This window comes from Lapidilactobacillus salsurivasis, from assembly GCF_054785215.1.
The window spans coordinates 36007-61221 of the sequence record NZ_BAAABI010000004.1; the positions used below are offsets into that span (position 1 = coordinate 36007).

Below are 25215 nucleotides of genomic sequence, written 5' to 3' on the forward strand. Positions count from 1 at the left end.
CCAAGCCATGGCCGGTCAACTGTCACCCTGAACGAAGCCAGCACAACGCCAGTTGCAGGAAACGTCTTTGCAAATCTGGCTAAAATAACTTGCTGGCGATTGCCCCTTTTTTTATGCAGCGTTTTTGGTTACAATGAAGATAATGCAGTTTGGCATCGATGATGGGAATCAAACGAGTGGGGAACTTGCTTGTTTATTTAAATCAATCTATTCACACGCAGGTCTTTTAATGATAAAATAGATTGAATACTGTCAAATGACAACTAGAATTCGATTGACAGGAGAGGAATTCTGATTTATGGCGAATATTTTAAAGAGATGGATCGAAAGTGATAAGCGTGAGGTTGCTCGGATGGGCAAGATCGCTGATAAGGTCGAAGCTTACGCTGACCAGTTCGCTGAACTTTCCGATGAAGAATTACAAGGTAAAACAGAGAAATTCAAGGCGCAAGTGGCTGGTGGCGCGACCCTTGATCAAATTCTGCCAGAGGCGTTCGCGGTGGTCCGTGAAGGTTCACGGCGGGTTTTGGGCTTGTATCCGTTTAGGGTCCAGATCATTGGCGGGATCACCTTACATGAAGGTAATATCGCCGAAATGAAAACCGGTGAAGGTAAAACTTTGACGGCGACCATGCCAGTTTACTTGAACGCGCTGGCTGGTAAAGGTGTTCACGTTGTCACGGTCAATGAATACTTATCAAGTCGTGACGCGGAAGAAATGGGCGAACTCTATCATTGGTTAGGCTTGAGCGTTGGCTTGAACCTGAACAGCAAGAATACCGATGAGAAGCGGGAAGCCTACAATTGTGATATCACTTATTCCACGAACAGCGAACTTGGGTTTGACTATTTGCGGGATAACATGGTGGTTTATAAGGAACAAATGGTTCAGCGGCCGCTGAATTACGCAATCGTCGATGAGGTCGATTCGATTTTGATCGATGAGGCGCGGACACCGTTGATCATTTCCGGTCAGGCCACAGGTACGACGGCGATGTATGTGCGGACCGATCGTTTCGTCAAGACTTTGAAAGAAGACGACGATTATAAGATTGATTGGCAGACCAAGTCGATTGCCTTGACTGAACAGGGTATCCAAAAGGGCGAAGCTTATTTTGGCACCAAGAACCTTTATGACATTGACAATACCGTCCTGAACCACCATTTGGATCAGGCGTTACGGGCGAACTATGTCATGTTACGTGATGTGGATTACGTGGTCCAAGATAACAAAGTCCTGATCGTTGACCAATTTACTGGTCGGGTCATGGATGGACGTCGTTATTCTGATGGGTTGCATCAGGCGATCGAAGCCAAAGAAGGGGTCAAGATCGAAGAAGAATCCCAAACAATGGCCAACATTACTTATCAGAACTACTTCCGGATGTACAACAAGCTTGCCGGAATGACTGGGACGGCCAAGACCGAAGAAGAGGAATTCCGTGAGATCTACAACATGGATGTCATTTCGATTCCAACTAACCGGCCGGTGATCCGGGTGGATCATTCTGATCTGCTCTACCCTTCATTGATGAGTAAATTCAATGCGGTCGTTGGCGATATCAAACAACGCCACGAAAAAGGTCAACCGATTTTGGTCGGGACTGTCGCCGTTGAATCTTCTGAATTATTGTCCCACTTATTGGATCAAGAACACATTCCTCATGCGGTCTTAAACGCTAAGAACCACAAAAGAGAAGCGGAAATCATTATGAACGCCGGTCAACGTGGCGCGGTTACGATCGCGACCAACATGGCTGGGCGGGGAACCGATATTAAATTGGGACCTGGCGTGGTTGAATTAGGTGGTTTGTGCGTGATCGGGACCGAACGACATGAGTCGCGGCGGATCGATAATCAGCTGCGGGGCCGTTCTGGTCGTCAAGGCGATCCTGGCGTCACACAATTTTATCTGTCCTTACAAGATGATTTGATGAAGCGGTTTGGTTCCGAACGAATCAAAGCCTTCCTTGATCGCTTAAATGTCACCGAAGACGAGCAGGTGATCCAATCACGGATGATTACGCGTCAAGTCGAAAGCGCGCAGAAGCGGGTCGAAGGGAACAACTACGATACGCGGAAGAACACGTTGCAGTATGATGATGTTATGCGGCAACAGCGTGAAGTCATTTATCAGCAACGGCAACAAGTGATTTCGGCAACGGATAGTTTACAAGATGTGATTCTGCCAATGATGAAGCGGACTGTGAGCCATCAAGTCGATATGCATACGCAAGGGGCGCAAAGCGAATGGAATCTGCAAGCTTTGTATGATTACGCTTTGGCCAACTTGGTCAGTGACAAGCAATTGAAACTGGCCGACCTTGAAGGCAAATCAGTGGAACAATTGAAGCAATTGTTGACTGACTTCGTTGAAGCCAACTACCAGGATAAGAAAGAAAAACTGGTTGATCCTAGCCAAATGCTGGAATTTGAAAAAGTCGTTGTGCTGCGGGTCGTGGATGATCATTGGACCCAACATATTGATGAAATGGATCAATTGCGGCAATCCATTGGTTTACGTGGTTATGGCCAAATGAATCCGTTGGTCGAATACCAAGAAGAAGGTTATCGCATGTTTGAAGAGATGATCTCCGATATTGATTTCGATGCGACGCGTTTATTCATGAAGGCAGAGATTCGTCAAAATATTCGGCGTTAAAGTCGGAAAACATAGAGAAGGACGCTGAACAAAATGAAGTAATTTTGGCGGCGTCTTTTTCTTTATCGAAGGTTGCGAAAGGGTGTTTGAAAATGGAATTTGCTGAAATGCGCCATGCGCTGGAAGACGCGCAAACAAAGATCAATCAATTTAGGGGGTCTCTTTGACTTAGATGGCCTCGCCGAGGGAATCGCGGCAAACGAAGATGAAATGAGTCGACCTGATTTCTGGGATGATTCCGAAAAAGCTCAAAAAGTCATCGATGATAACAATAATTTAAAGGAAAAGTATGACAATTTTAATCAGTTAGTTACAATGGCGGACAATATTTCTGTTACGCTAGAGTTATTGCAAGAAGGACCAGACGCGGAGTTACAAACGGAAGTGGAAGCAGATTTGGTCCAATTGCAAAAACAACTACAGGATTATGAGTTGAACCTTTTGCTTGCGGAGCCCTATGACAGTAGCAACGCGATCTTAGAAATCCATCCTGGCGCTGGCGGCACCGAGTCCCAAGACTGGGGCGCGATGTTATTACGGATGTATCAGCGCTGGGCCGCCAACCATCATTTCGGCGTGGAAATGGCCGATTATCAGCCAGGCGATGAAGCCGGGTTGAAGAGCGTTACCCTAATCATCAAGGGGCATAACGCTTATGGCATGTTGCGCTCCGAAAATGGTGTCCATCGGTTGGTGCGGATCTCGCCGTTCGATTCTGCCGGTCGGCGGCATACGTCTTTCGCATCGGTGGAGATCATGCCTGAATTAGATCGCTCGATCAAGGTCGATATTAGTCCCGATGACTTGCGCGTCGATGTTTTCCGTTCTAGCGGCGCTGGTGGTCAGCACATCAACAAGACCTCTTCCGCCGTGCGACTCACCCATTTACCAACGGGGATCGTGGTCAGTTCGCAAGCCCAACGTTCGCAATTGCAGAACCGAGAAACAGCGATGGCGATGCTGGAGGCCAAGTTGTACCAACGGGAACAAGAAGAACAACGCCAAAAAGAAGCGGCGATCAAGGGCGAGCAGCCAGAAATCGGTTGGGGTTCACAGATTCGCTCGTATGTTTTTCATCCCTACACCATGGTCAAGGATCACCGCACCAACTATGAGACCGGTAATGGTCAAGCAGTGATGGATGGCGATCTCGATGGCTTCATTTATAGCTATTTGCAATGGCAATTACAACGAAAAAATCCGAAATAGAAACTTTGAGGTGACAAAATGCTTAAGCTTTTAAATGTTGAGAAACGCTACGACAATGGCGTCTCGGCTTTAAAAAATGTAACGCTGACCGTCGAACAAGGCGAATTTGTCTATTTAGTTGGACATAGTGGCGCCGGTAAATCGACGTTGATCAAGCTCATGTACCGTGAGCTGGTGCCAACCAGTGGCTTCATTCAAATCAATAACTTCGATCTGCGCCAAATGAAAGAGCGACAAGTGCCTCAATTGCGGCGGACACTAGGGGTCGTGTTCCAGGATTTTAAATTGTTGCCGAAAATGACCGTCGGCGAGAATATCGGCTACGCGCTCCAAGTTATCGGGAAAAGCGATTCCGAAATCAAAGAAGCGGTCGAGCAAGTTTTGAACGATGTGGGCTTGGAAAAGCAGGCCGACCATTTTCCTAACGAGTTATCCGGGGGTCAGCAGCAGCGGGTCGCGATCGCCCGAGCCATTGTCAATCGGCCGAAAATTCTGATCGCTGATGAACCGACGGGGAACTTGGATCCCCAAACCACTGAAGGCATCATGGATATTTTGCAACGCATCAATAATCGCGGGACAACGATCATTATGGCAACCCATAACCAACAAATCGTTGATGAATTACCCCATCGTGTGATTGAGATCTCTGCAGGTCAAATCATTCGTGACGAACAAGGAGGACAATACACACATGAATTGGACAACAATCAAACGACATCTGCGCGATAGTCTGCGGAGCCTGAAACGTAACGGCTGGATGGCTTTCGCGGCAATCAGTGGGGTCGCCGTGACAATTCTGTTGGTGGGGATCTCCTTAGCGGTTGTTTTCAACGTCACCAAGCTGTCTCATGACGTGGAAAGCGACGTTCGGGTCCATGTTTTGGTCGAGCCCAAGACCACCAACGCGCAAAAGGATCAATTGGAAACAAAATTAAAGTCGCTGCAAGGCGTGACCAAAGTGACTTATTCTTCGAAAGCGAATGAATTGAAGAAAGTTGTCAGCCAGTATGGGGATTCTTTCAAAATGTTCGGTGGCGATGATAATCCGTTGAATGATGTTTATACGATCAAAGCGACCAACCCTGAACAAACCGTCGCCATCGCGAAAAAGGCCGCCAAATTGAAGCATGTCGCCAAAGCAAATTATGGTGGCGATGAGGCCAAGAAATTGTTCCGAACGATGGATAGCGTCCGTAATTATGGCGTGGGCTTCTCAGTCCTTTTACTGATTGTGGCGATCTTCTTGATTGCAAACACGATTCGGATTACGATTTTGTCGCGGCACAATGAAATTGAAATCATGCGCTTAGTTGGGGCGACTCGGTGGTACATTCGCTGGCCGTTCATTCTGGAAGGCGCATGGACCGGCTTGCTAGGGGCGATCGTGCCGCTGGTGATCATTGATCTTGGCTATGCCAATGTTTTCCGCGCGGTTGGTCGGCAATTGGCGACCTCTGGCTACAGTTTGATGACACCGGGTCAATTGATCTGGCCGTTGAACTTAACGTTGGTTTTAGTGGCCATGTTGATCGGGGCTTTCGGCGCCGCCATCTCCATGCGTCGTTTCTTGAAGGTCTAGGGCCTTTACCACAAGTCACGTATTTACCTGAAGGCTGGCGCTATTTTTAAGGTCGGCTAGGTTGCAGTTGCTGTTGAATCTATCATTGAATAGCTCATTGAATAGATCATTAAAATCTATCATTGAATAGCTCATTAAAATTGGTCTAGAATTTTTTGGGGTCATTAAAGTAGCTCTTTAAATAGATCATTCAAAAGAACCAAGTCAAGAAGTCTGTTCGCGCTGGCGATCAGGCTTTTTTTCGTGGGTGTGGCGCCGGGGATCCAGGGAGATTTGCTGGAATTGAGAACCGCATTCAACTTTTACGGCAGAAAATGCTATACTTAAATCAGTAGATTAGCTAGAAAGCGCTGACTCGATTAGACATTACTTGGGGAACGTGGGGTTATTTATGGTGAAAATCTTGGTCGTTGATGATGAGGTCGCGATCCAGCAATTGATCAGCTACAACCTGGAACAAGTTGGTTATCAAGTTGCGACTGCCGGTGATGGGGAAAGCGCCTATCAGCTGGCTGTGGCCGAAGAGTTTGATTGTATTGTTTTAGATTTGATGCTACCGAAAATGGACGGGATCGAAGTGACCAAACGCTTGCGTCAGGCCGAGGTCCAAACACCGATCATTATGTTGACGGCCCGTCATGAGGAAGCCGACAAAATCATTGGTTTAGAACTTGGCGCGGATGATTATATGACGAAGCCGTTTAGCCCCAGGGAATTGCTGGCGCGGATCAAAGCAATCCGGCGGCGCGTCCAGGTGACGACGGCGCCGTTGACCGGCGACCAAGTCGTTTTCGCGGAAACCACCTGGCAAACTGGGGAAAGCTTCGTGACCCGGGCAGGTGAACGGCTTCATTTGACCCGCAAAGAATTTGAGTTGTTGACCTATTTGGTGCAGCACCGCGGCAAAGTGATCTCACGGCAGCAGATCATGACTAATGTTTGGCAGACCCATGAAGCCATTATGAGTCGGATGGTGGACATGCAGATCAGCCATTTACGAGATAAAATCGAACCAGATCCGAAACACCCAACGTTTTTGTTGACGGTGCGGGGGTTTGGTTATCGTTTGGAGGTTACGAAAGTTGAAGCATAAACAGAAATTACGCTGGTTGATCGTCGGAATTTGCGCGCTCATTTTTTATTTTGCCTTCTTTTTCATGGGCAATCATTTCATTCAAAGTACCCAAAAGGAACAGGTCAAAGCGCTGGGACAGGATTATCAGGATGCCCTCTTGGGTCAGGCCAAGGCCCAAACTTTGAAGCGCTGGCAACGAAATTATCAAGTTGAAGTGGTTGATTTGCCGGTCACTGGCACGTCTGAGTTGGCCAAGGTCGCCCAAAACGTGGCGAAACATAATTTGGTCAATACCGGCGCGCCTTATTTGAAGGTGGAGTATCGGCAACGTCGGTATTTGTTGTACCTGATCAGTGACAGCGCCTCTAAGCAGAACGAGGCCATGCTGGTGCAACCGTTGGCCAGTATTTGGGGCGATTTCCGGGCGCTTTGGGTGACCTTTTCGCTGCTTTATTGGCTGTTGATCGCGGCCTTTTTCTGGTTGATGTGGCAACACCAAAAGAGTGTGCGTCGTAAGCTAGGCTTATTGCGCCACAATGTGGTGGCGATCACTCAGCAGCAGGAACCGGAACCGGTCCTTTTCACGGCGGACGATCCTTTCTTCCTCTTAGGCAATCAATTGAAGGATTTGAGCCAGATCCGCGATCAACAATTGTTGGCGGCCCAACTTCATGAGAAGAGTTTCCGTTCCCTGATCAATAATTTGCCCTTGGGCGTGATGCTACTCGATCGTGATGGTCGCGTGGAAATGGCCAATCAAGCGGTCGCGACGATTTTGAATGTGGCGAAAATCGACAGCGCCGCGGAGAATTATGTGGATTATGTCAAAACTTATGCCCTCAGTCGCATGATCGAGCACGCGCTGCGGCAGCCAACGGTCAAGCGTCATCAACGCCGGGATATTCAGTTGGTTGGCGATGACGGGCGCTTTGTGGAAGCTGATGTGATCTCTTTGATCGGCGATGAAGCGGAACTGAATGATATGCGCGTTTTGGTGATGTTGTATGATCTGACCGAGATCAAGCAAAATGAACAAATGCAACTGGACTTTGTCGCCAATGCCAGCCATGAGTTGCGCACACCGGTGACCGTGATCGCCGGGTATGCGGAAACATTGTTGGCCGGCGCGCAACATGATTCGATCAAATCACGGGAATTCATCCAAACGATTGCCGAACAGGCTCATCATTTGGAGGAGTTGATCCACGATATCCTGTTGCTCTCTCGGGCCGATCAAGACATGCCGATCAAATGGCAGACAGTCAATTTGGAGCAAGTCGCGCAACAAACAATCAAAGTTTTGCAAGACCCGATCAAGGCCAAGCAATTGAAAGTTAATCTTGATGTGGCGCAATACACGGGTCCGATTCTGTCGGATGAAGTGAAGTTGGAACAGATCATCAAGAATTTGGTGACCAACGCGGTCCGTTACAATCGGGAACAGGGCGAAATAACGCTGGCCTTGGCGACGACGGCGACCGCCACCACGATCAAGGTGCGTGATACTGGGATCGGGCTGACAACGGAGGACCAGACGCGGATCTTCGAACGCTTTTATCGGGCCGATCACGCTCATAACGCTACGGAGAAGGGCACCGGCTTGGGCTTGGCCATTGTCGCCAATCTGGTCGATCAGCTCAATGGTCAGGTGACCGTGCAAAGCCAGTTAGGGGTCGGTTCCACGTTTATCGTGACCTTACCAGTCAACCACGTTGAATAATTTACCTAAAATTTACAAAGAACGTGATTATCTGTTACATTGGCCTCGTATACTAGTTAGGTAGTTAACTTGGAGGACTTAAACTTGAAGAAAAAATGGCTCTACTTGCTAGGCCTGCCAGCCTTGACCTTGATGCTGACGGCCTGCGAATTCAAGCAAACCGGACAGTCGATCACCGCCGTCGGCTCCTCGGCGTTACAACCGTTAGTTGAAGCGGCGGGGGATGAATTTACCAAAGAGAACAGTGGCGAATTCGTCAACGTTCAAGGTGGCGGGTCCGGGACCGGCTTGTCGCAGATCCAATCGGGTTCAGTGGAAATCGGCAATTCCGATTTGTATGCCGGCCAGAAAAGCGGGATCGACGCCAGTAAATTGGTCGATCATAAAGTGGCGGTTGTCGGGGTCACCCCGGTGATCAATCCTAAATTGAAATTGACAAATTTGAGCACCGCGGAGTTGGCTAAGATTTTCTCCGGGGACATCACGAATTGGCAACAATTGGGGGGACCTGATCAGACCATTGTGGTGATCAATCGGGCTCAAGGTTCGGGCACGCGCGATACTTTTGAGCGTTGGGTCATGAAGGGGCAGACCTCAATGCAGGCTCAGGAACAGGATTCAACCGGCATGGTGCGCCAGATCGTGGCTTCCACCCCGGGCGCGATCAGTTACATGGCCTTTCCCTACGTTGATAAAACGATCAAAACCATTAAAGTTGACGGGGTGAGTCCAACTTCGGCCAATGTGACGACCAACAAGTGGCAGATCTGGTCCTATGAGCATATGTACACCAACGGCCAACCGACTGGCCTGACCAAACGTTTCATGGCTTACGTGCTGTCTGACAAGATCCAACAGAAGGTCGTCGCGGAAATGGGTTATATTCCCGTCAACGACATGAAGGTCAGCCGGACATTGAAAGGAAAGGTGGCGAAAATCAACTCATGAAAAATGATGAAATTCGTGCGAGTTTGTTGAAACGCTCGCGGGCAACTAAAAACGAACGCTTTGGGAAGATTTTGACCGGGTTGTGTATCGCGATTATCTTGACCGTCGTCTTGGCGATCTTCTACTTCGTCGCCTCAAAAGGGTTGGCGACGTTCTTTAAAGATAAGGTCAATCTTTGGAAATTTCTGACCGGGACCGTCTGGAACCCAGGCACCACCGATGCGCAAGGCAACCCTCAAGTCGGGGCGCTCCCCATGATCGTGGGCTCTTTCGGCGTTACTTTCTTAGCGGCGATCGTCGCGACGCCGTTCGCGATTGGCGCGGCTGTCTTTATGACCGAGATCTCACCGAAAGTCGGCAAAAAAATCTTACAGCCAGTGATCGAATTGCTGGTGGGGATTCCTTCCGTTGTTTATGGGTTTATTGGCCTGTCCGTCGTGGTTCCTTTTGTGCGGCGGACCTTTGGAGGTAGTGGTTTTGGCATCTTGTCCGGGACCTTTGTCTTGTTTGTCATGATCTTGCCCACCGTCACGTCCATGACCATTGACGCTTTGAACGCGGTCCCGCGAAATTATCGTGAGGCATCCTTAGCGTTGGGCGCGACTCGCTGGCAAACGATTTATAAAGTGGTTTTACGGGCGTCAACTTCTGGCATTATCACCGCGATCGTTTTCGGGATGTCTCGGGCTTTTGGCGAGGCGTTAGCCGTGCAAATGGTGATCGGGAACGCGATGCTGCTACCAAGTAACTTGATTTCTCCCGCGTCCACCTTGACGTCAGTTTTGACCATGGGCATGGGGAACTCAGTGATGGGCACCTTAAGTAATAACGCGCTTTGGTCTTTGGCCTTATTGCTATTGATCATGCCGTTAGTCTTTAACCTCATTATTCGGCGAATTGCCAAGAAGGGAGCGATGCATCGATGACACCACGTAAATGGGATAAAGTGGCGACAACCATGTTGTACCTGATTTCGGGCTTCATCATTGTCGTGCTCGCTTTCTTACTCTTGTATATCCTGATTTCTGGTTTGCCCCATGTGACTTGGAAATTCATTACCGGCCGCTCAAGCTCGTTCGCCGCTGGTGGTGGGATCGGCATCCAGCTATTCAACTCCTTGTATTTATTGATTCTCTCCATGTTGATCTCAATTCCGCTGTCTTTAGGCGCCGGCATTTATCTCTCTGAATACGCGCCGAAGAATTGGTTGACCGATTTGATCCGCAACATGATCGAAATCCTGAGCTCCTTGCCATCAGTTGTCGTGGGCTTATTCGGCTTTCTGGTGTTCTCGATCAACATGAAGTTAGGCTTCTCGATTCTTTCCGGGGCCTTGGCCTTGACTGTTTTCAACCTGCCCTTATTGACGCGAAAAGTTGAAGATTCCTTACAAGCAGTGCATTACACCCAGCGTGAAGCAGGGTATGCATTAGGCTTGTCACGCTGGGAAACCGTGACGCACGTGGTCGTTCCGGCGGCGTTACCTGGGATTCTGACGGGGATGATCCTCGGCGCCGGCCGGGTCTTCGGTGAGGCGGCCGCGCTGATTTATACAGCTGGCCAAAGTTCACCGCCACTAGACTTCAGCAATTGGAATCCAACTTATATTGCCAGTCCCCTGAATCCATTGCGCTCCGCCGAAACATTGGCGGTCCACATCTGGAAGATCAACTCTGAAGGCATTATTCCTGATGCCAGCGCAGTCTCTGCCGGTTCATCAGCAATCTTGATCTTATTCGTTTTGTTATTTAATTTTGCGGCTCGGTATTTCGGTAATAAATTATATCGTCATTTGACGGGCGCAAGGGAGCGAGGTTAAGCATGGAAAAATATGATCGTTCCCAACGTTATTTGAAAGAATTAGATGATGGTCAACATGAAATTGCCTTGTCCACAGATGACCTTCACGTTTCTTACGGCACGAAAGAAGCGATTCACGGCGTTTCCTTGGCTTTCGAGCGTTTTAAGATCACCGCATTGATCGGCGCCTCTGGTTCGGGGAAATCCACTTATCTGCGTTCGTTGAATCGGATGAATGATAATATTTTCGGAACCAAGGTCACTGGTAAAATCATGTACCGCGGTCTGGACGTGAATAGCAATGACATTGATGTTTATGAAATGCGCAAGCATATTGGCATGGTCTTCCAGCAGCCTAATCCCTTCGCTAAATCGATTTACGACAACATCACCTTCGCGCCGAAACGCCATGGTGAACGGCGCAAGGCCGCTTTGGACGAGATGGTGGAAACGACCTTGAAACAGGCGGGCTTGTGGGAACAGGTCAAAGATGATCTGCACCAAAGCGCTTTGGCATTATCCGGTGGTCAGCAGCAGCGACTTTGTATTGCCCGGGCCATCGCGATGCAACCGGATATTTTGTTGTTAGATGAACCGGCGAGTGTTTTGGATCCGATTTCTACCGCCACCGTCGAGGACACGCTACTGCAATTGAAGGAACATTATACGATCATTATCGTGACCCACAATATGCAGCAAGCTGGACGGATCAGCGATTACACCGCCTTCTTCCATTTAGGCGATGCGCTGGAATACGATGAGACCCGGAAGATCTTCACCCGACCGAAAATCAAGGCCACTGAAGATTATGTTTCCGGACATTTCGGCTAAAAAGGAGTTTGAGCATGGCAGAAAACAAAAATGTGATCACTGTTCAAGATCTCCATTTGTATTACGGACAGCTTGAGGCCCTGCGTGGTGTCTCCATCGATTTCCGTAAAAACGAGATCACGGCGGTCATTGGACCGTCCGGCTGCGGCAAGTCGAGTCTCTTGAAAACCATTAATCGGTTGAATGACCTGATTCCCAATGTGACGGTGACCGGCACGGTCAAGTTAAATGACCAAGATATTTATGCGCCCAGCATGGACGCGGTGGAATTACGTAAACAAGTAGGGATGCTGTTTCAACAGCCCAATCCCTTTCCTTTTTCGATCTATGATAATGTGATTTATGGCCTGCGGATCTCGGGTGAGAAGAATAAGCAAGTTTTGGACGAAGCGGTGGAGCGTAGTTTGCAAGCCGCCGCGATCTGGGATGAAGTGAAGGACCGGTTGCACGAGAACGCGATGGGCCTATCTGGTGGTCAGCAACAGCGGATCTGCATTGCCCGCGCTTTGGCGACGCGGCCGAAGGTTCTGTTGATGGATGAACCAACCAGCGCGCTGGATCCAATTTCCAGTAGTGAGATCGAACGAACCATGTTAGAATTAAAAAATGATTATAGTATTGTCATTGTGACCCGGAATATGCAACAAGCTTCCCGAATGTCTGATCGGACCGCCTTTTTCTTACAAGGTGAGTTGATCGAATACGGTCAGACGCGGGATATTTTCCTCCAGCCGCAACAGAAAGAAACGGAAGATTATATTTCCGGACGCTTTGGCTAGTTGAGATCATGACAATCAAGAATGAATAGTGAGGTAAAGTGAATGTTCAGAAGAAATTTTGAAGATGAGTTGAATGATCTCCACGTCCGTTTCTCAGAAATGGGAATGATGGTCAATGAAGCCATCTATAAATCCGTCAATGCCTTTATCAATCATGATAAAACGCTAGCCAAGGAAGTGATTGAGGCCGACGCGCGCATCAACCAGCGTGAAGTCGATCTGGAGAAACGTTCCTTCGAAATGATTGCCCTACAACAACCCGTGACTGGTGATCTGCGAATGATCGTCACGGTGATGAAGGCCAGCTCCGATCTGGAACGAATGGGTGATCATGCGGTCAGTATCGCCAAGTCAACGATTCGGGTCAAGGGCAATGTCCGTGTTCCTGAAATTGAACAAACCTTGGCGGAAATGGCGACCAAGGTCAAGCAGATGGTCGAAGAAGTTCTGGACGCTTACGTCAAGGCAGACATGAAACGGGCCCGGGAAATCGCCTTGGAAGACAAAAATATTGACGCTTTCTCCGGCAAAGTTTATAAAATGTGCCTGAAACAAATGCAATCCGACCCAGATACCATTGTTGGTAGCATGGATTATATGTTGGTTGACAGCTATTTGGAACGGATCGGCGATTACGTGACCAACATCTGTGAATGGATTGTTTACCTTGAAACTGGGAAATTGGTGGAATTGAATGCCAATGCCAAAGAGGACAACATCTTCTAAAACGAATGTTATGAAACAGACCGGGTTTGCTTGGGTCTGTTTTTTCATTGTTTTCGCGATCATGTGCGTTCGCGAAATGCCTTGCTAATGGCCAAGGCAGGTTTATTTAATGCGAATTTGCTGATTTCTGCTATTTTTTTCCGGATTTTCCGTAAAAAGGGCGGGAAAGCTGGTCTTTTTTTCTGAAAATAGTATACTAGAAGGCATAACGTTTGAGGAGGAGACCAATTTTTGTCTAAGGAATGCGATCCCATGCATGAGCACTTACTGATCGGCTTTTTGCTGACCATGGCCGGTGGGGCATTGGACGCTTACTCATATCTTAATCATGGTCAAGTTTTTGCGGGACTACAAACCGGTAACGTGATTTTGCTGACACTGCATTTGGCGCAGGGTCACCTGGAAATGCTGGGGCGTTATCTGTTTCCTTTGCTGGCCTTTTTCATCGGTGTTTTCGCGACGGTCTCGATCGAACACCACTTTGACAAGAATGATCGCTTTCTTTGGCAACACATTGTCCTGATCGTGGAAATCGTCGGGCTGATCATTGTAGCGTTTGTCAGCCCCCATCTCAAGAATATTTGGGTCACCTGCTTGATTTCATTGATTGCCTCGATTCAATATCAAACTTTCAGAAAAGTTCGCGGCCGTCCTTTTGCCACCACCATGACGACCGGTAACTTACGGAATACCGCCGTCTTTCTCTGGTTGGCCCTCCTGAAAAAAGAACCGGAGAACTTACGTAAGGCGCTAGAAACGCTATTGATCGTGGTGGCGTTTATGCTGGGCGCGGTGATCAGCGGGCTGTTGACGCCGATTTATCACAACGCGACGGTGTTGTTCATCAGCGCCGATCTAGCTTGTGTCTTGGCGATTCTGCTGATTATGCAACGGCATGGCCAAGAAGAAGCCATTTAATCTGTTATTTTGCGAACGTTCCTTTGCGGAACGTTTTTTTGATTTCTTCTGATTGCAGATTTGGTAGGGCGTTGTGCGTGAGCGCAACCGGCTGGGACTGCTGATGCGGACTGGAACGTGGTGGGCATCGTTTTGAGCCAATCCGCAAGACCGGCGGCTTGTCTCAAAATCGAGCCTTGTCCTAAGCGGCAAAGCCGCCAAGGACAATTTCACCACTGAGCCGCGCAGTCCCAGCCGGTTGCTGAACAGAATTGAGCCTATCTGCAATCAAAGTTGGGTATTAGGCGAAGTGGTTTTGCAAGCTAGAGGTCAAACAATTGCCCGCTTTTGGGGTGTAGTATGGCAACATCAGCAGATTTGAATTAGTAGGTCGATACAGTTTGCATTGATTGGACATCTTTACCTGTTCCCTAAACAATCTACAGATGGAAATCGGCCGATTCAGTTGATTCACTAAGAACTGGGTTTGTTCATCAGATGGGCTTCATTGGTGTCACCCATTCAAAGCTTGTGACCACTAACCACGGTCGTCAAGTGCGTGGCTCCCCATCAATTGACGATAGCTTGCCAGATGGCGTGAGTGCTCAAACGGCTGTTAAAACGTCGAGCGGCTGGAGCGGAGAAATTCGGGGTGAGATCGCCGTGAAATTGGTCTTAGTGGCTCTGCCACTTAGACCAAGGCCTGATTTTGAGACAAGCCGCGTACTTTGCGGATTGGCTCAAAACAGCGCCCACAGCGAGCTCACCCCGAATTTCGCAGCGCAAGCTGCGGCCAACCTACTATTATCGTTTTAGCCATTCTCCGCAAAAAAGTCACAGGTCTGAGCCGAAAATCCACCCTAAGGCCTATGACGAAACCGAAATAAACAGGCATAATAGAGAATGTAATCAATGCGAAGTGACCAATGGAGGTTATCGATATGAATGAACGTCAACGTATTCTAGAATTAGTTAAAAAAGGTGTCATTACCTCAGAAGAAGGTTTGGTTCTGCTGGAGAACTTAGCCAAGAAAAATTCCGAAGCCGAACAAACTGTTAATTTCAAAACCAACCAAGCCACGTCAGAACCTGAAGCTAAACAAGCTGATGCCACTTCGACCCAAGTTAAAGATACTGATGAAGCTGCCGAGGCAGAGCGCGATCGCGCCGAGGCCGAAGCTGATAGAAAAGAAGCCGAAGCAGATCGGGCTGAAGCCGATCAGCAACGCGCTGATGATGATGCCGCTGCTGGCGACGCAGACCAACAACGCTATGAAGACGAATTGAATCGGCTGAAGGCGGAGTTAGGTGAATGCATCCAGTCACAATCAGAAACCAATCGGAAAATTGCCGCAGTGCAGAAGCAGATCGATTTTGATCAAGAGCACATCACGGTGATCGATGCGATGGAAGATCTGGATAGCTTGACCGATGAGAAGCGTGAAGAGCGTGGTGCGGCAAAACGCCGGGTCGTGGAATTGCAGCAGACCATCGAAAACTTGCAGTTGACCCTGGATGAGCTTAATCACAAAATCAGCGATTTGAATAAGCAGATTGCTAAGATCACCCGGGACCGGATCAAGGCCAGTATCCATTTCGATGATATTCGCGATCAAACCGCGGAAACGTTCGGTAATTTCGGCGATAAAATGGCTGATTTTGGCACCCAAATAGGCGGATACGTTCGCGATACCGTCAAAAGCGTGGTTGACAATATTGATTGGAACGATGTGACGGTCAAGGTTCCTGGCTTGGCTTCAACAAGTTTGAAGCATGACTTCGTTTATCCGGCTTGCACCGCTTCGATTTTAGATATTAAGAATGCCAATGGTGATGTGGTTTTACAAACTTGGGACAGCGAGGACATCAAGGTCGTTGCCGATATCAAGTTTTATGGTAAGTTGGATGGCGATTTGCTTTCAGCTTTCGCGGAGCGTAGTCGCATCGATGTGAACGATGATCATTTCATCTTCCAGGTGCCGAACAAGCGGATTCGTGCTAATCTAGAGATTTTCTTGCCTGAACGGACTTATGACCACATCAATGTTCGATTATTGAATGGCGGCCTGCGCGCGGAACAATTGCACTTCAAGGATGCGTACCTCAAGACCACCAATGGCAAGATCACGCTAAATGGCGCTGAGGGAACCATGGTGGAAATTGAGGATACCAACGGCACTGTAGAGTTACAAGGAGTTGATTTGCGCCAAGGTCTGCTGAGTACAGTCAATGGTTCGGTGATCGTCGCAGGCAAGGTCCAAGCTGGCGAATTCTCCACGGTCCACGGCTCGATCAAAACGTCATTGACCAACAACGATTTGCATCGCCTGAACATTTCCTCTGTCAATGGCAATGTGAAAGTTTCGTTACCACGGGACCTGGCTTTTGCTGGTCACGGTCAAACGAAATTTGGCAATGTTAATACCCGCAGTTACAACTTGGAAATTGTTGATAGTCGGTCAACCACCGGTGCTAACGTGACCTTTAAACGTGGCGATAATGGTGCTAAAATTGAACTGACGAGTACTTCTGGTTCGATTTTCTTGAAAGACAACAATTAGAAACGGTTTGACTCGGGGAGGAGTTTAGGATGAAAAAGAAATTATATCGCGCCCGTCATGATGTGAAAATCGCCGGTGTGTGTAGCGGTTTAGCCGATTATTTCAATATCGATGTGACCTTGATTCGGGTGATCTTCGCGGTGTTGGCGTTAGGCTGGGGCTCGACGATTGCCCTGTATATCATTTTGTGGATTGTCATTCCGGAAGAACCTCGGGATGCGGGGCACAGTGAGAAGAAATGGAAATCAGTCGATGACAATGGTCAATGGAGCGATTTCTAGAGCAGCCGGCACGCCTGGCGGGACTCGGTTAGTTTCAAGTCGATGAGGTGTGGGTTGCCAGACCACGGATAATAAGCGAGGTGTTAATATGTTAACGTTGATTTTACTTTTGATTTTCATACCAATATTGTTGATCGTGGTCTTCAGTCTGATTGCGGGCGCGGTTGGCTTGGTCTGGGGGATGTTCAAATTCCTTTTGCCAGTGATCATTATCGCTGCCTTGATCAATCTCATCTTTAGTCGGCAACGTCGCGAGCCCCGGCCGCGACCGATGACCTATGAGAGTTACGACGAGCATCAGTCAACGAAACGGCCGCGGAAAGATTTGCATGATGTCCATGTGCGTGATCAACATGCTGATGATGACGACGAGTGGAGCGACTTCTAAGCTGGACCACTCAGATAAATGAAAACTGCTTTAATGAGCGAGAAGCTTGGGTAAACATTGTGTTTGCCTAGGCTTCTTTTTGCGAGCTGTGCTGGCGCGGCGGTCGCGTTTGCGTCGCTTGCGGCGTCAATTGTTGAGCGCCGGCGCTGTTCGCTAGGTTGCTGACGCTGGCCGTGGGACTGACAGTGCTGGGGGGCATGACCTTGACCGCGGCGGGTTGCCGCGGTTTTGCAGACGAGATTTGCGGGGTCCTTGGTCTTGCCCGAAAGTAAACTAGTGAATTTCGCTGAAAAAGCAAGGGAATAATGTTAAAATTAAAGGTAAATGAAGGCGCAGGAGGAAATCATGGCTGAAGGTATTACAGTTAAACAATTAGTTGATGCGGTGGGATTGCACGTTTTCTCAGGAAAAGAGTTCTTGGGTGACCGACAAATCACGATCAGCGATATTTCGCGACCAGGCTTGGAATTGACTGGTTACTTTACTTATTATCCCCATAATCGTTTGCAAGTGTTTGGCCGGACGGAATCGGCGTTCGCGGCTAGTCTAACGGCGGAAGAGCGTAAAGTTATTTTCCAACGGATGTCGGAGAAGGACACGCCGGCCATGGTGATCAGTCGTAGTTTGCCTGCGCCGGATGAATTGATTGCCATGGCGACGGCGGCCGGGATTCCGGTCTTAGGTTCGGATTTGCCGACGACGCGCTTATCCAGTGTACTGACAGAATATCTCCACGATCAGTTGGCTGAACGCCGCAGTATGCATGGTGTTCTAGTCGATGTTTATGGGTTAGGCGTGTTGATCGTGGGTAACTCTGGCGTCGGTAAAAGCGAAACCGCCCTGGAACTGGTCAAGCGGGGTCATCGCTTGATCGCCGATGATCGGGTGGATGTCTATCAAAAAGATGAGAATACCATTGTCGGCGAAGCACCGAAAATCCTGAAGAATTTAATGGAAATTCGGGGCATTGGCATTATTGATGTGATGAATCTGTTCGGCGCCGGCGCTGTGCGGACGGAAACGGAGATTTCTTTGATCGTCAATTTGGAAAACTGGCAGAAAGATCAAAATTATGATCGCCTAGGAACCAATGAGGCGCAACAATTGATTTTTGATGTGCCGATCCCTAAAATCACCGTTCCTGTTAAGGTGGGGCGTAACTTGGCCATTATTATCGAAGTCGCGTCAATGAACTTCCGGGCGCGGAAGATGGGTTATGACGCGACAGAAATGTTTGAAAAGAATTTAAGTTCCTTGATCAAGGAAAACTCTGCGACAGACGAGGGTGACCACTAGATGACGAATTTGATCCAAGCTTTGAATCCAACAGCATTGCGGATGGGCCCTTTGCCTATTCAATGGTATGGCATTATTATTACAGCTGGCGTTTTGATCGCGGTTTACATGAGTCTACGTGAAGGCGCGCGCCGTAATATCAGCGGTGATGATCTGATGGACCTGATTTTCTGGATGTTGCCGCTATCCCTGGTGGGCGCGCGGCTGTACTATGTGATTTTCGAATGGGATTATTATCGCGCGCACCCGGCGGATATCATTAAGATCTGGAACGGCGGAATCGCCATTTATGGCGGGCTGATCGCCGCTTTGATCGTTTTGCTGATTTTCTGCGCGAAACGGTTCATTCCGGCTTGGCTGGTCCTCGACGTGATTGCGCCAACCGTGATCTTGGCCCAGGCCATTGGGCGTTGGGGTAACTTCATGAATCAAGAGGCCTATGGCGCCAAAACCACGCTGGGCTTCTTGCAGTCGTTACACTTACCGAACTTTGTGATCAAGCAGATGTTGATCGATGGTGCTTATCGCCAACCGACTTTCTTATATGAATCGGTTTGGAGCTTACTGGGGTTTATCCTTCTGATGGCATTGCGTCACCGTCACCACTTGTTCAAGCAGGGTGAGATCTTCCTCAGTTACGTGGTCTGGTACGCGATTGGTCGTGCGGTGGTCGAAGGAATGCGGACCGATAGTTTATACCTGTTCGGTTCAATTCGCGTTTCCCAGGCATTGTCGCTAGTCCTGATCGTGGTGGGAATCGTGTTGATCATTGCCCGTCGCCGCCTAGACCCACCAATCGAATGGTATTTGGACGGAAATACCTTATTTGGACCAGCAAAGTCAAAAAAAGAGTGAGAGCTGACCTGGTCAGCTTCAGAGCATTAACCTAGCCAGGATTTTGGCGGCGGGGTCATCGCCACCGGAAGCCTGGCGTAGTTAAGCGGAAGAAGCTAGGTCAGCGAACACGTTTCAAAAAAGAGTGAGAGCCACCCCGGGTAGCGCTTGAGCATTAGCCTAGCGATTGTTTTGGAAGCAAGGATTTGGCTTCCAGAGCAATCGCGTAGCTAAGCGGAAAGCGCTGGGGAGGCGAACACGTTTCAAAAGAACTTAAAGATTAGGAGTGGATTTTTTGCCAAGTCAACCAATGAAAATCGCAGTATTAGGTGCCGGATCTTGGGGCACTGTCTTAGCGGATCTGTTGGTCCATAATGGACACCAGGTGATGCTGTGGGGCAATAGCCAGCCAGTCGCCGACGAAATCAATCAAGCCCATACGAATCGGCATTATTTGCCGGAGTTTGCCATTGATCCTGCCGTCGAAGCAAGCATGGATCTAGAAGCAACTTTGGCGGATGCGGCGGGCGTTTTGTTCGTGATTCCCACAGCGGCGATGCGGATCGTCGCGAAACAAGTCGCGGCGGTTTTGGCTCAAACCGGGGCGAAACCAATCTTGATCAGCGCGACGAAAGGCCTGGAACAGAATTCCCACAAGCGGATCTCCCAGATTATTGGCGATGAATTTCCTGCGGAATTGGCGCAAAGTTTGGTGATCTTCTCAGGTCCCAGCCACGCGGAAGATGTGGCGACCCACGATATTACCTCGTTGACCGTTGCCTCGGAAAACATCAAAGACGCAGAGTGGGTCCAGGGCATTTTTATGAACGAATATTTCCGGTTGTATACGAATGATGATATGGTTGGCGTGGAATTAGGCGGCGCTTTGAAGAATGTGATCGCGATCGGCGCAGGCGTGCTACACGGCTTGGGGTATGGTGATAATACCAAGGCGGCGTTGATTACTCGCGGCATTGCGGAAATCAGCCGGCTGGGCATTGAACTGGGTGCGAATCCCTTGACCTTTATGGGCTTGTCAGGCATTGGCGACCTGATTGTTACCTGTACCAGCGTCCATTCCCGTAATTGGCGTTGTGGCAATGCGCTTGGTCAGGGTCAGAAGTTGGCCGATGTGCTGACCAACATGGGCATGGTTGTGGAAGGTGTGGGCACCGCCAAAGCTGCCCACGAACTGAGCGCCCAGTGCGACGTGGAAATGCCGATCTCCGAAAGTATTTATCGGGTCCTCTATGAGGATGCTGATGTTCATGAGGAAATCGATCGGTTGATGCAACGTAAAGGCAAGCGGGAGCTAGATTTTCAACGTTATTAAGCCGCCGTTTTTAGTAGTGTGAACTAATTAGTGGACAAAAAAGGATTTTTGTAGTATATTTTAGCTTATTAAAAGTAAGGGAGATTTGACCATGACAAAGCAATATGATGTGATCGTGATCGGGGCCGGTCCTGGTGGGATGACGGCGGCCTTGTATGCATCGCGCTCAAATCTGTCGGTATTGATGCTTGATCGAGGAATTTATGGTGGTCAAATGAATAATACCGCAGAAATTGAGAATTATCCTGGCTTTACTTCGATTTTAGGCCCAGAATTGGGCGAGAAAATGTACGCGTCGGCCACTCAATTTGGCGCTGAGTACACCTATGGCACCGTTAAAACAGTTGAAGATCATCATGATTATAAAACCGTGATCACCGATGAAGGTGAGTATCAAGCTAAAGCGGTCATCATTGCTACTGGTGCGGAACACCGTCATCTAGGGGTTCCCGGCGAGGAAGACTATTCCGGCAAGGGTGTTTCCTACTGTGCGGTCTGCGACGGTGCCTTCTTTAAGGGCCGCGAAGTCGCGGTAATCGGCGGCGGGGATTCGGCTGTTGAGGAAGGCATTTATTTGGCGCAGTTGGCGAGCAAGGTGACGATCGTTCATCGCCGGGATCAGCTACGGGCGCAAAAGATTTTGCAACAACGGGCTTTGGCCAACGAGAAGATCGAATTTGTTTGGAATGCCCAAGTTGAAGCTATTGAGGGTGACGGCCAGAAAATCACTGATGTTCGTTATCGCGATAAGGTCAGCGGGGTAGAAAAGCAGTTGCCGGCGGCTGGGGTCTTCATATATGTCGGGATTGAACCGATGACCGAACCGTTCCGCGCGTTAGGCGTGTTGGATGAAGCGGGTTGGATCCCAACCGATGAGCAGACTCGAACCAAGGTACCCGGCGTCTTCGCGGTGGGTGATGTACGTGCGAAGCATCTGCGCCAGATCGCCAATGCGGTCGGTGAAGGTGGTCAGGCTGGACAAGCGGCCTTCGATTTCATTCAAGAATTACAAGACGAACAAAGCGGGCGGACCGCCTAGTTAACGGATATAGCAAGACACTGAACGTCATTGATCGGTTTGACAAGGATCAATGGCGTTTTTTCAATGGCGTGGAAATTTTCCGGGGGAGCGCGGACCCAGCAGCTCGGCTTGATGTTGTAACGGCGTTATAGCGGTTGTGCTGCTGAAAGATCCGTCCTATACTAAAGATTAATAAAAGCGCTAGTCCAGTTTGATCAAGGCAGGTAAAGTAAATGGAAAATGAAAAAATTTCTCCTAAAGTCGTTGGTGCGGTAATTGCCACGGGGTTGCTCTCCTTTGCGGGAGTGATCGTGGAAACGGCGATGAATATTACGTTTCCGACGTTAATGAAAGTTTTCGGCGTGAACACAGCGACGGTTCAATGGATGACCACCTTATATTTATTGATTGTGGCGATCATGATGCCTTTTTCGGCCTTATTGAAACGGTCTTTTCCCGCTAAGCAGTTGTTCTTGGTGGCTAATTTGCTCTTCCTAAGTGGGATTGTGCTGGATTATTTCGCGCCCAGTTTTGCACTACTGTTATTAGGCCGGGCGATTCAAGGTTTAGGCACGGGCATCGCGTTGCCCTTAATGTTTAATATTATTTTGGAACAGGTTCCGGCCAGTAAAGTGGGAATGATGATGGGGATCGGGACCTTGATCACCGCAATCGCGCCGGCGATCGGCCCGGTTTTTGGCGGTGTCGTGGTGACCAAAATGAGTTGGCGGGCGATTTTCCTCTTTTTGGTGCCGGTGTTGCTAATCTCACTGGGGCTAGGGCTGACTTGCCTGGAACAGAAGCATGCCGTTCAGCGGCAGAAAGTTGATCTACCAAGCTTGTTGGCGGTCGTTGCCCTTTTTGGCGGCGCCATTTATGGGGCGAACATGATGGGCGCGGTTGGATTAAAGAGCCTGCAGGTCTGGGTGTCGCTAGCGTTAGCCGCCTTAGGATTGGTTGGGTTGATCTGGCGCAGTCGCCGGATCGAGGCGCCAATTTTAGACTTGCGTGTTTTCCGCAATCGCCGGTTTAGCGTTAATTTGGTCGGGTTCGTCCTGTTTCAAATGACCGCTTTGGCCCTGTCGTTTATCGTGCCGAATTATATCCAATTGGTGAATCAGCAGTCGGCCCTGACCGCCGGACTGACTGTCTTGCCTGGCGCCGCGATTGGGGCATTGTTAGCGCCTTTTGGTGGCCGAATCTATGATCGGGTCGGCGCGGCGAAACCGATAATCCTAGGTTCGAGCTTATCTTTGGTTGGGTTGATTCTCTTCGCGCTTTGGGGCCAGCGTTTATCACTGAGCTTGATCAATCTGTTTTACATTGTTTACATGCTGGGGACGGGCATTGGCTTTGGCAATGTGATGACCGTTGGGCTGAAAAGCTTGCCAGCCAACGAACAAACAGACGGCAACGCGATCATGACGACGATGCAGCAGTTCGCGGCGGCCTTAGGGACAGCGATTGTTTCAGCAATCATTAGCCAAGCGCAACAAGGCGCCAACAACTTGCGCCAGGCCACTGCCCGCGGCTCGCAGCAAGGCCTGGTTGTGCAAGCGGTCTTCGTCTTGATTGAATTGCTTTGCATGATCTATGTTACCCGCGCATCGAAAACACCAACAAAAACATCAGCGGATTAATCTTGATCAATAAAGGTCGCGTCATGGCCCGACACGCTAGCGTTAGCGCTGGAGTGGGGTCATGACGCGACTTTTTTTCGTGGCTGCAGGCGCCATGCCAGTGTTTGAACTTTGCTTGCTTGCCATTGGTTCATCATAAGCAGATGAGTAGTGACGCTATCATCAGCCCTCAGAAAATAAATAATGTTTGTCTTTACAAACCTGCTTCAGTTTATTATGATAAAAGATGGTTTTAAAAATGCAAAACACGAACATTAGATTAGAGGAAATAATTATGCGGGCAAAACTAGAACATTACTTCATGTTTGATCAACTCAAGACCAATTGGCGTCGTGAGGTTTTGGCAGGGTTAACCACCTTTGTTAGTATGTGTTATATCTTATTCGTCAATCCCAGTGTTTTAGGCGCGGCGGGTATGGATAAAGGGGCGGTTTTCACCGCCACGGCTTTGGCCAGCGCCTTTGGCTGTTTGGTCATGGGGATTTTTGCGAAATATCCGATTGCTTCGGCGCCGGCTCTGGGAATCAATGCGTTCTTCGTGTACACCGTGGTGATTGGAATGAAGGTGCCTTGGCAAACAGCCTTGGCTGGCGTCTTTGTCGCTTCGTTGATCTTCATCCTGATTACGATCTTGAAATTACGGGAAAAGATCATCAACGCGATTCCCGCTGATTTGAAATTCGCGATTTCTGCCGGGATCGGCTTGTTTATCGCTTTTATTGGGTTGCATGATGGCGGCTTGATCGTCGCCAATAAATCGACAGTAGTTGGCTTAGGTTCGTTGCAGACGCCAACAACTTGGTTGACGATTTTCGGGTTGATCATCACCGTCATCCTGATGATCCGGCAGGTTCCTGGCGCGATTTTCGTGGGCATGGTTTTGACCTCCGCTTTGGGCATGGTCACGGGCTTGATTGCCTTGCCTAAAGGGATCCTCTCGCCAGCGCCCAGCTTGGCCCCAACTTTCGGCGTTGCCTTGAAAAACGTGGGTCAGATCAATAGTTTACAATTGTGGGTGGTGGTCTTGACCTTCCTGCTGGTGACCTTCTTCGACACAGCGGGTACCTTGGTGGGCTTAGCGCAACAAGCTGGTTTCATGAAAAATAACAAAATGCCGCGGGTTGGTAAGGCCTTGGCGGCGGATTCGTCGGCCATGTTTGTCGGCTCAATTTTGGGGACTTCTCCGGTTGGCGCTTATGTGGAATCATCCGCGGGTATCGCGGTTGGCGGTCGGTCAGGGGTCACCGCGATCAGCGCCGGAATTTTCTTCATCTTGGGGATGTTCTTCTCGCCATTGTTGGCCGTGGTCACCAGCCAAGTAACCGCGCCAGCCCTGATTATTGTGGGCGTCTTGATGGCGGCCAACTTGGCGCACATCGACTGGTCCAAGCTAGAGATCGCGGTGCCCGCCTTTCTGATCCTGATCGGCATGCCGCTGACCTACTCGATTTCAGACGGAATGGCCCTAGGAATGATCACCTATCCCATCATGATGATCGCGGCCAAACGCGGCAAGGAAGTCTCCGGCGTCATGTACGGATTGGCCGTCATCTTTATCGGCTTCCTTTGGATCCTAAATATTTGAGAACAGAGTGCGGAGAGGTGCGATTAGACCGTGAGCATTAATTTATC

At 49.2% G+C, this 25215-nt stretch carries 25 protein-coding genes; 23 read left to right on the forward strand and 2 right to left on the reverse strand.

The annotated features are described in order from the left end of the window. The first annotated feature begins 298 nt into the window (after positions 1-298). The 13 genes from secA to ACYVSB_RS06080 all read left to right on the forward strand — a co-directional run bounded on the left by secA (position 299) and on the right by ACYVSB_RS06080 (position 14250). The gene (gene secA / locus ACYVSB_RS06020) at positions 299-2662 is read left to right on the forward strand and encodes a preprotein translocase subunit SecA (protein ID WP_461218757.1); all 2364 of its coding nucleotides are present in this window, start codon (positions 299-301) and stop codon (positions 2660-2662) included. 92 nt (positions 2663-2754) lie between these two features. After that, a protein-coding gene (gene prfB / locus ACYVSB_RS06025) for a peptide chain release factor 2 (RefSeq protein WP_461218758.1) occupies positions 2755-3871 on the forward strand; the annotation gives its coding sequence in 2 pieces (ribosomal slippage) (positions 2755-2826 and positions 2828-3871; 1116 coding nt in all). 18 nt (positions 3872-3889) lie between these two features. Then, the gene (ftsE, locus tag ACYVSB_RS06030; RefSeq protein ID WP_461218759.1) at positions 3890-4603 is read left to right on the forward strand and encodes a cell division ATP-binding protein FtsE; all 714 of its coding nucleotides are present in this window, start codon (positions 3890-3892) and stop codon (positions 4601-4603) included. Further along, positions 4566-5453: a permease-like cell division protein FtsX gene (gene ftsX / locus ACYVSB_RS06035; protein WP_461218760.1), complete on the forward strand. Its 888-nt coding sequence runs from the start codon at positions 4566-4568 to the stop codon at positions 5451-5453. The genes ftsE and ftsX overlap by 38 nt, the downstream gene beginning before the upstream one ends. Positions 5454-5844: 391 nt before the next feature. Beyond that, positions 5845-6546 (forward strand): response regulator transcription factor, encoded by a 702-nt coding sequence (locus tag ACYVSB_RS06040; RefSeq protein WP_461218761.1) that lies wholly within the window; start codon positions 5845-5847, stop codon positions 6544-6546. Continuing rightward, positions 6536-8248: a sensor histidine kinase gene (locus tag ACYVSB_RS06045; RefSeq protein ID WP_461218762.1), complete on the forward strand. Its 1713-nt coding sequence runs from the start codon at positions 6536-6538 to the stop codon at positions 8246-8248. The genes ACYVSB_RS06040 and ACYVSB_RS06045 overlap by 11 nt, the downstream gene beginning before the upstream one ends. Positions 8249-8332: 84 nt before the next feature. Further along, positions 8333-9196, forward strand: a complete 864-nt coding sequence (locus tag ACYVSB_RS06050; protein WP_461218763.1) for a phosphate ABC transporter substrate-binding protein PstS family protein — start codon at positions 8333-8335, stop codon at positions 9194-9196. Next, positions 9193-10122 carry a phosphate ABC transporter permease subunit PstC gene (pstC, locus tag ACYVSB_RS06055; RefSeq protein ID WP_461218764.1) on the forward strand — a complete coding sequence of 310 codons (930 nt, stop codon included), beginning with the start codon at positions 9193-9195 and terminating at the stop codon, positions 10120-10122. The genes ACYVSB_RS06050 and pstC overlap by 4 nt, the downstream gene beginning before the upstream one ends. Then, positions 10119-11015: a phosphate ABC transporter permease PstA gene (gene pstA / locus ACYVSB_RS06060; protein WP_125600740.1), complete on the forward strand. Its 897-nt coding sequence runs from the start codon at positions 10119-10121 to the stop codon at positions 11013-11015. Before pstC ends, pstA begins: the two co-directional genes overlap by 4 nt. Positions 11016-11017: 2 nt before the next feature. Next, the gene (pstB, locus tag ACYVSB_RS06065; protein ID WP_125600736.1) at positions 11018-11827 is read left to right on the forward strand and encodes a phosphate ABC transporter ATP-binding protein PstB; all 810 of its coding nucleotides are present in this window, start codon (positions 11018-11020) and stop codon (positions 11825-11827) included. A gap of 14 nt (positions 11828-11841) precedes the next feature. Beyond that, positions 11842-12606 carry a phosphate ABC transporter ATP-binding protein PstB gene (gene pstB, locus ACYVSB_RS06070; protein ID WP_125600733.1) on the forward strand — a complete coding sequence of 255 codons (765 nt, stop codon included), beginning with the start codon at positions 11842-11844 and terminating at the stop codon, positions 12604-12606. 42 nt (positions 12607-12648) lie between these two features. Continuing rightward, positions 12649-13332, forward strand: a complete 684-nt coding sequence (phoU, locus tag ACYVSB_RS06075) for a phosphate signaling complex protein PhoU (RefSeq protein ID WP_125600730.1) — start codon at positions 12649-12651, stop codon at positions 13330-13332. Between the two features lie 231 nt (positions 13333-13563). Continuing rightward, positions 13564-14250, forward strand: coding sequence for a YoaK family protein (locus ACYVSB_RS06080; RefSeq protein ID WP_461218765.1), 687 nt, complete (start codon positions 13564-13566; stop codon positions 14248-14250). Here ACYVSB_RS06080 and ACYVSB_RS06085 read toward each other — a convergent pair. Continuing rightward, entirely contained in the window at positions 14188-14517 is a 330-nt protein-coding gene (locus tag ACYVSB_RS06085) for a hypothetical protein (RefSeq protein ID WP_461218766.1), read from the reverse strand. The genes ACYVSB_RS06080 and ACYVSB_RS06085 overlap by 63 nt on opposite strands. A 210-nt stretch (positions 14518-14727) precedes the next feature. Between ACYVSB_RS06085 and ACYVSB_RS06090 the strand changes: the two genes are divergently transcribed. The 4 genes from ACYVSB_RS06090 to ACYVSB_RS06105 all read left to right on the forward strand — a co-directional run bounded on the left by ACYVSB_RS06090 (position 14728) and on the right by ACYVSB_RS06105 (position 17459). Next, on the forward strand, positions 14728-15045 hold the full coding sequence (locus ACYVSB_RS06090) for a hypothetical protein (RefSeq protein WP_461218767.1): 318 nt from the start codon (positions 14728-14730) through the stop codon (positions 15043-15045). Between the two features lie 125 nt (positions 15046-15170). Beyond that, a complete protein-coding gene (liaX, locus tag ACYVSB_RS06095; protein ID WP_461218768.1) occupies positions 15171-16790 on the forward strand; it encodes a daptomycin-sensing surface protein LiaX in 1620 nt (539 codons plus the stop codon). Between the two features lie 29 nt (positions 16791-16819). Next, a complete protein-coding gene (locus ACYVSB_RS06100) occupies positions 16820-17071 on the forward strand; it encodes a PspC domain-containing protein (protein ID WP_461218769.1) in 252 nt (83 codons plus the stop codon). A gap of 88 nt (positions 17072-17159) precedes the next feature. Continuing rightward, a complete protein-coding gene (locus ACYVSB_RS06105; RefSeq protein ID WP_461218770.1) occupies positions 17160-17459 on the forward strand; it encodes a hypothetical protein in 300 nt (99 codons plus the stop codon). Between the two features lie 67 nt (positions 17460-17526). Here ACYVSB_RS06105 and ACYVSB_RS06110 read toward each other — a convergent pair whose 3' ends face one another. Next, on the reverse strand, positions 17527-17658 hold the full coding sequence (locus tag ACYVSB_RS06110; RefSeq protein ID WP_461218771.1) for a hypothetical protein: 132 nt from the start codon (positions 17656-17658) through the stop codon (positions 17527-17529). 146 nt (positions 17659-17804) lie between these two features. Between ACYVSB_RS06110 and hprK the strand changes: the two genes are divergently transcribed. From hprK to ACYVSB_RS06140, 6 genes are all read left to right on the forward strand, one after another. Further along, a complete protein-coding gene (gene hprK, locus ACYVSB_RS06115) occupies positions 17805-18755 on the forward strand; it encodes an HPr(Ser) kinase/phosphatase (protein ID WP_461218772.1) in 951 nt (316 codons plus the stop codon). Further along, positions 18756-19610 (forward strand): prolipoprotein diacylglyceryl transferase, encoded by an 855-nt coding sequence (gene lgt / locus ACYVSB_RS06120; protein ID WP_461218773.1) that lies wholly within the window; start codon positions 18756-18758, stop codon positions 19608-19610. Positions 19611-19899: 289 nt separating this feature from the next. After that, positions 19900-20922 (forward strand): NAD(P)H-dependent glycerol-3-phosphate dehydrogenase, encoded by a 1023-nt coding sequence (locus ACYVSB_RS06125; protein WP_461218911.1) that lies wholly within the window; start codon positions 19900-19902, stop codon positions 20920-20922. Positions 20923-21013: 91 nt separating this feature from the next. Then, positions 21014-21961: a thioredoxin-disulfide reductase gene (trxB, locus tag ACYVSB_RS06130; RefSeq protein WP_461218774.1), complete on the forward strand. Its 948-nt coding sequence runs from the start codon at positions 21014-21016 to the stop codon at positions 21959-21961. 215 nt (positions 21962-22176) lie between these two features. Continuing rightward, positions 22177-23583 (forward strand): MFS transporter, encoded by a 1407-nt coding sequence (locus ACYVSB_RS06135; RefSeq protein ID WP_461218775.1) that lies wholly within the window; start codon positions 22177-22179, stop codon positions 23581-23583. A 274-nt stretch (positions 23584-23857) separates the two neighbouring features. Next, positions 23858-25168, forward strand: a complete 1311-nt coding sequence (locus tag ACYVSB_RS06140; RefSeq protein WP_461218776.1) for an NCS2 family permease — start codon at positions 23858-23860, stop codon at positions 25166-25168. Positions 25169-25215 lie beyond the last annotated feature (47 nt).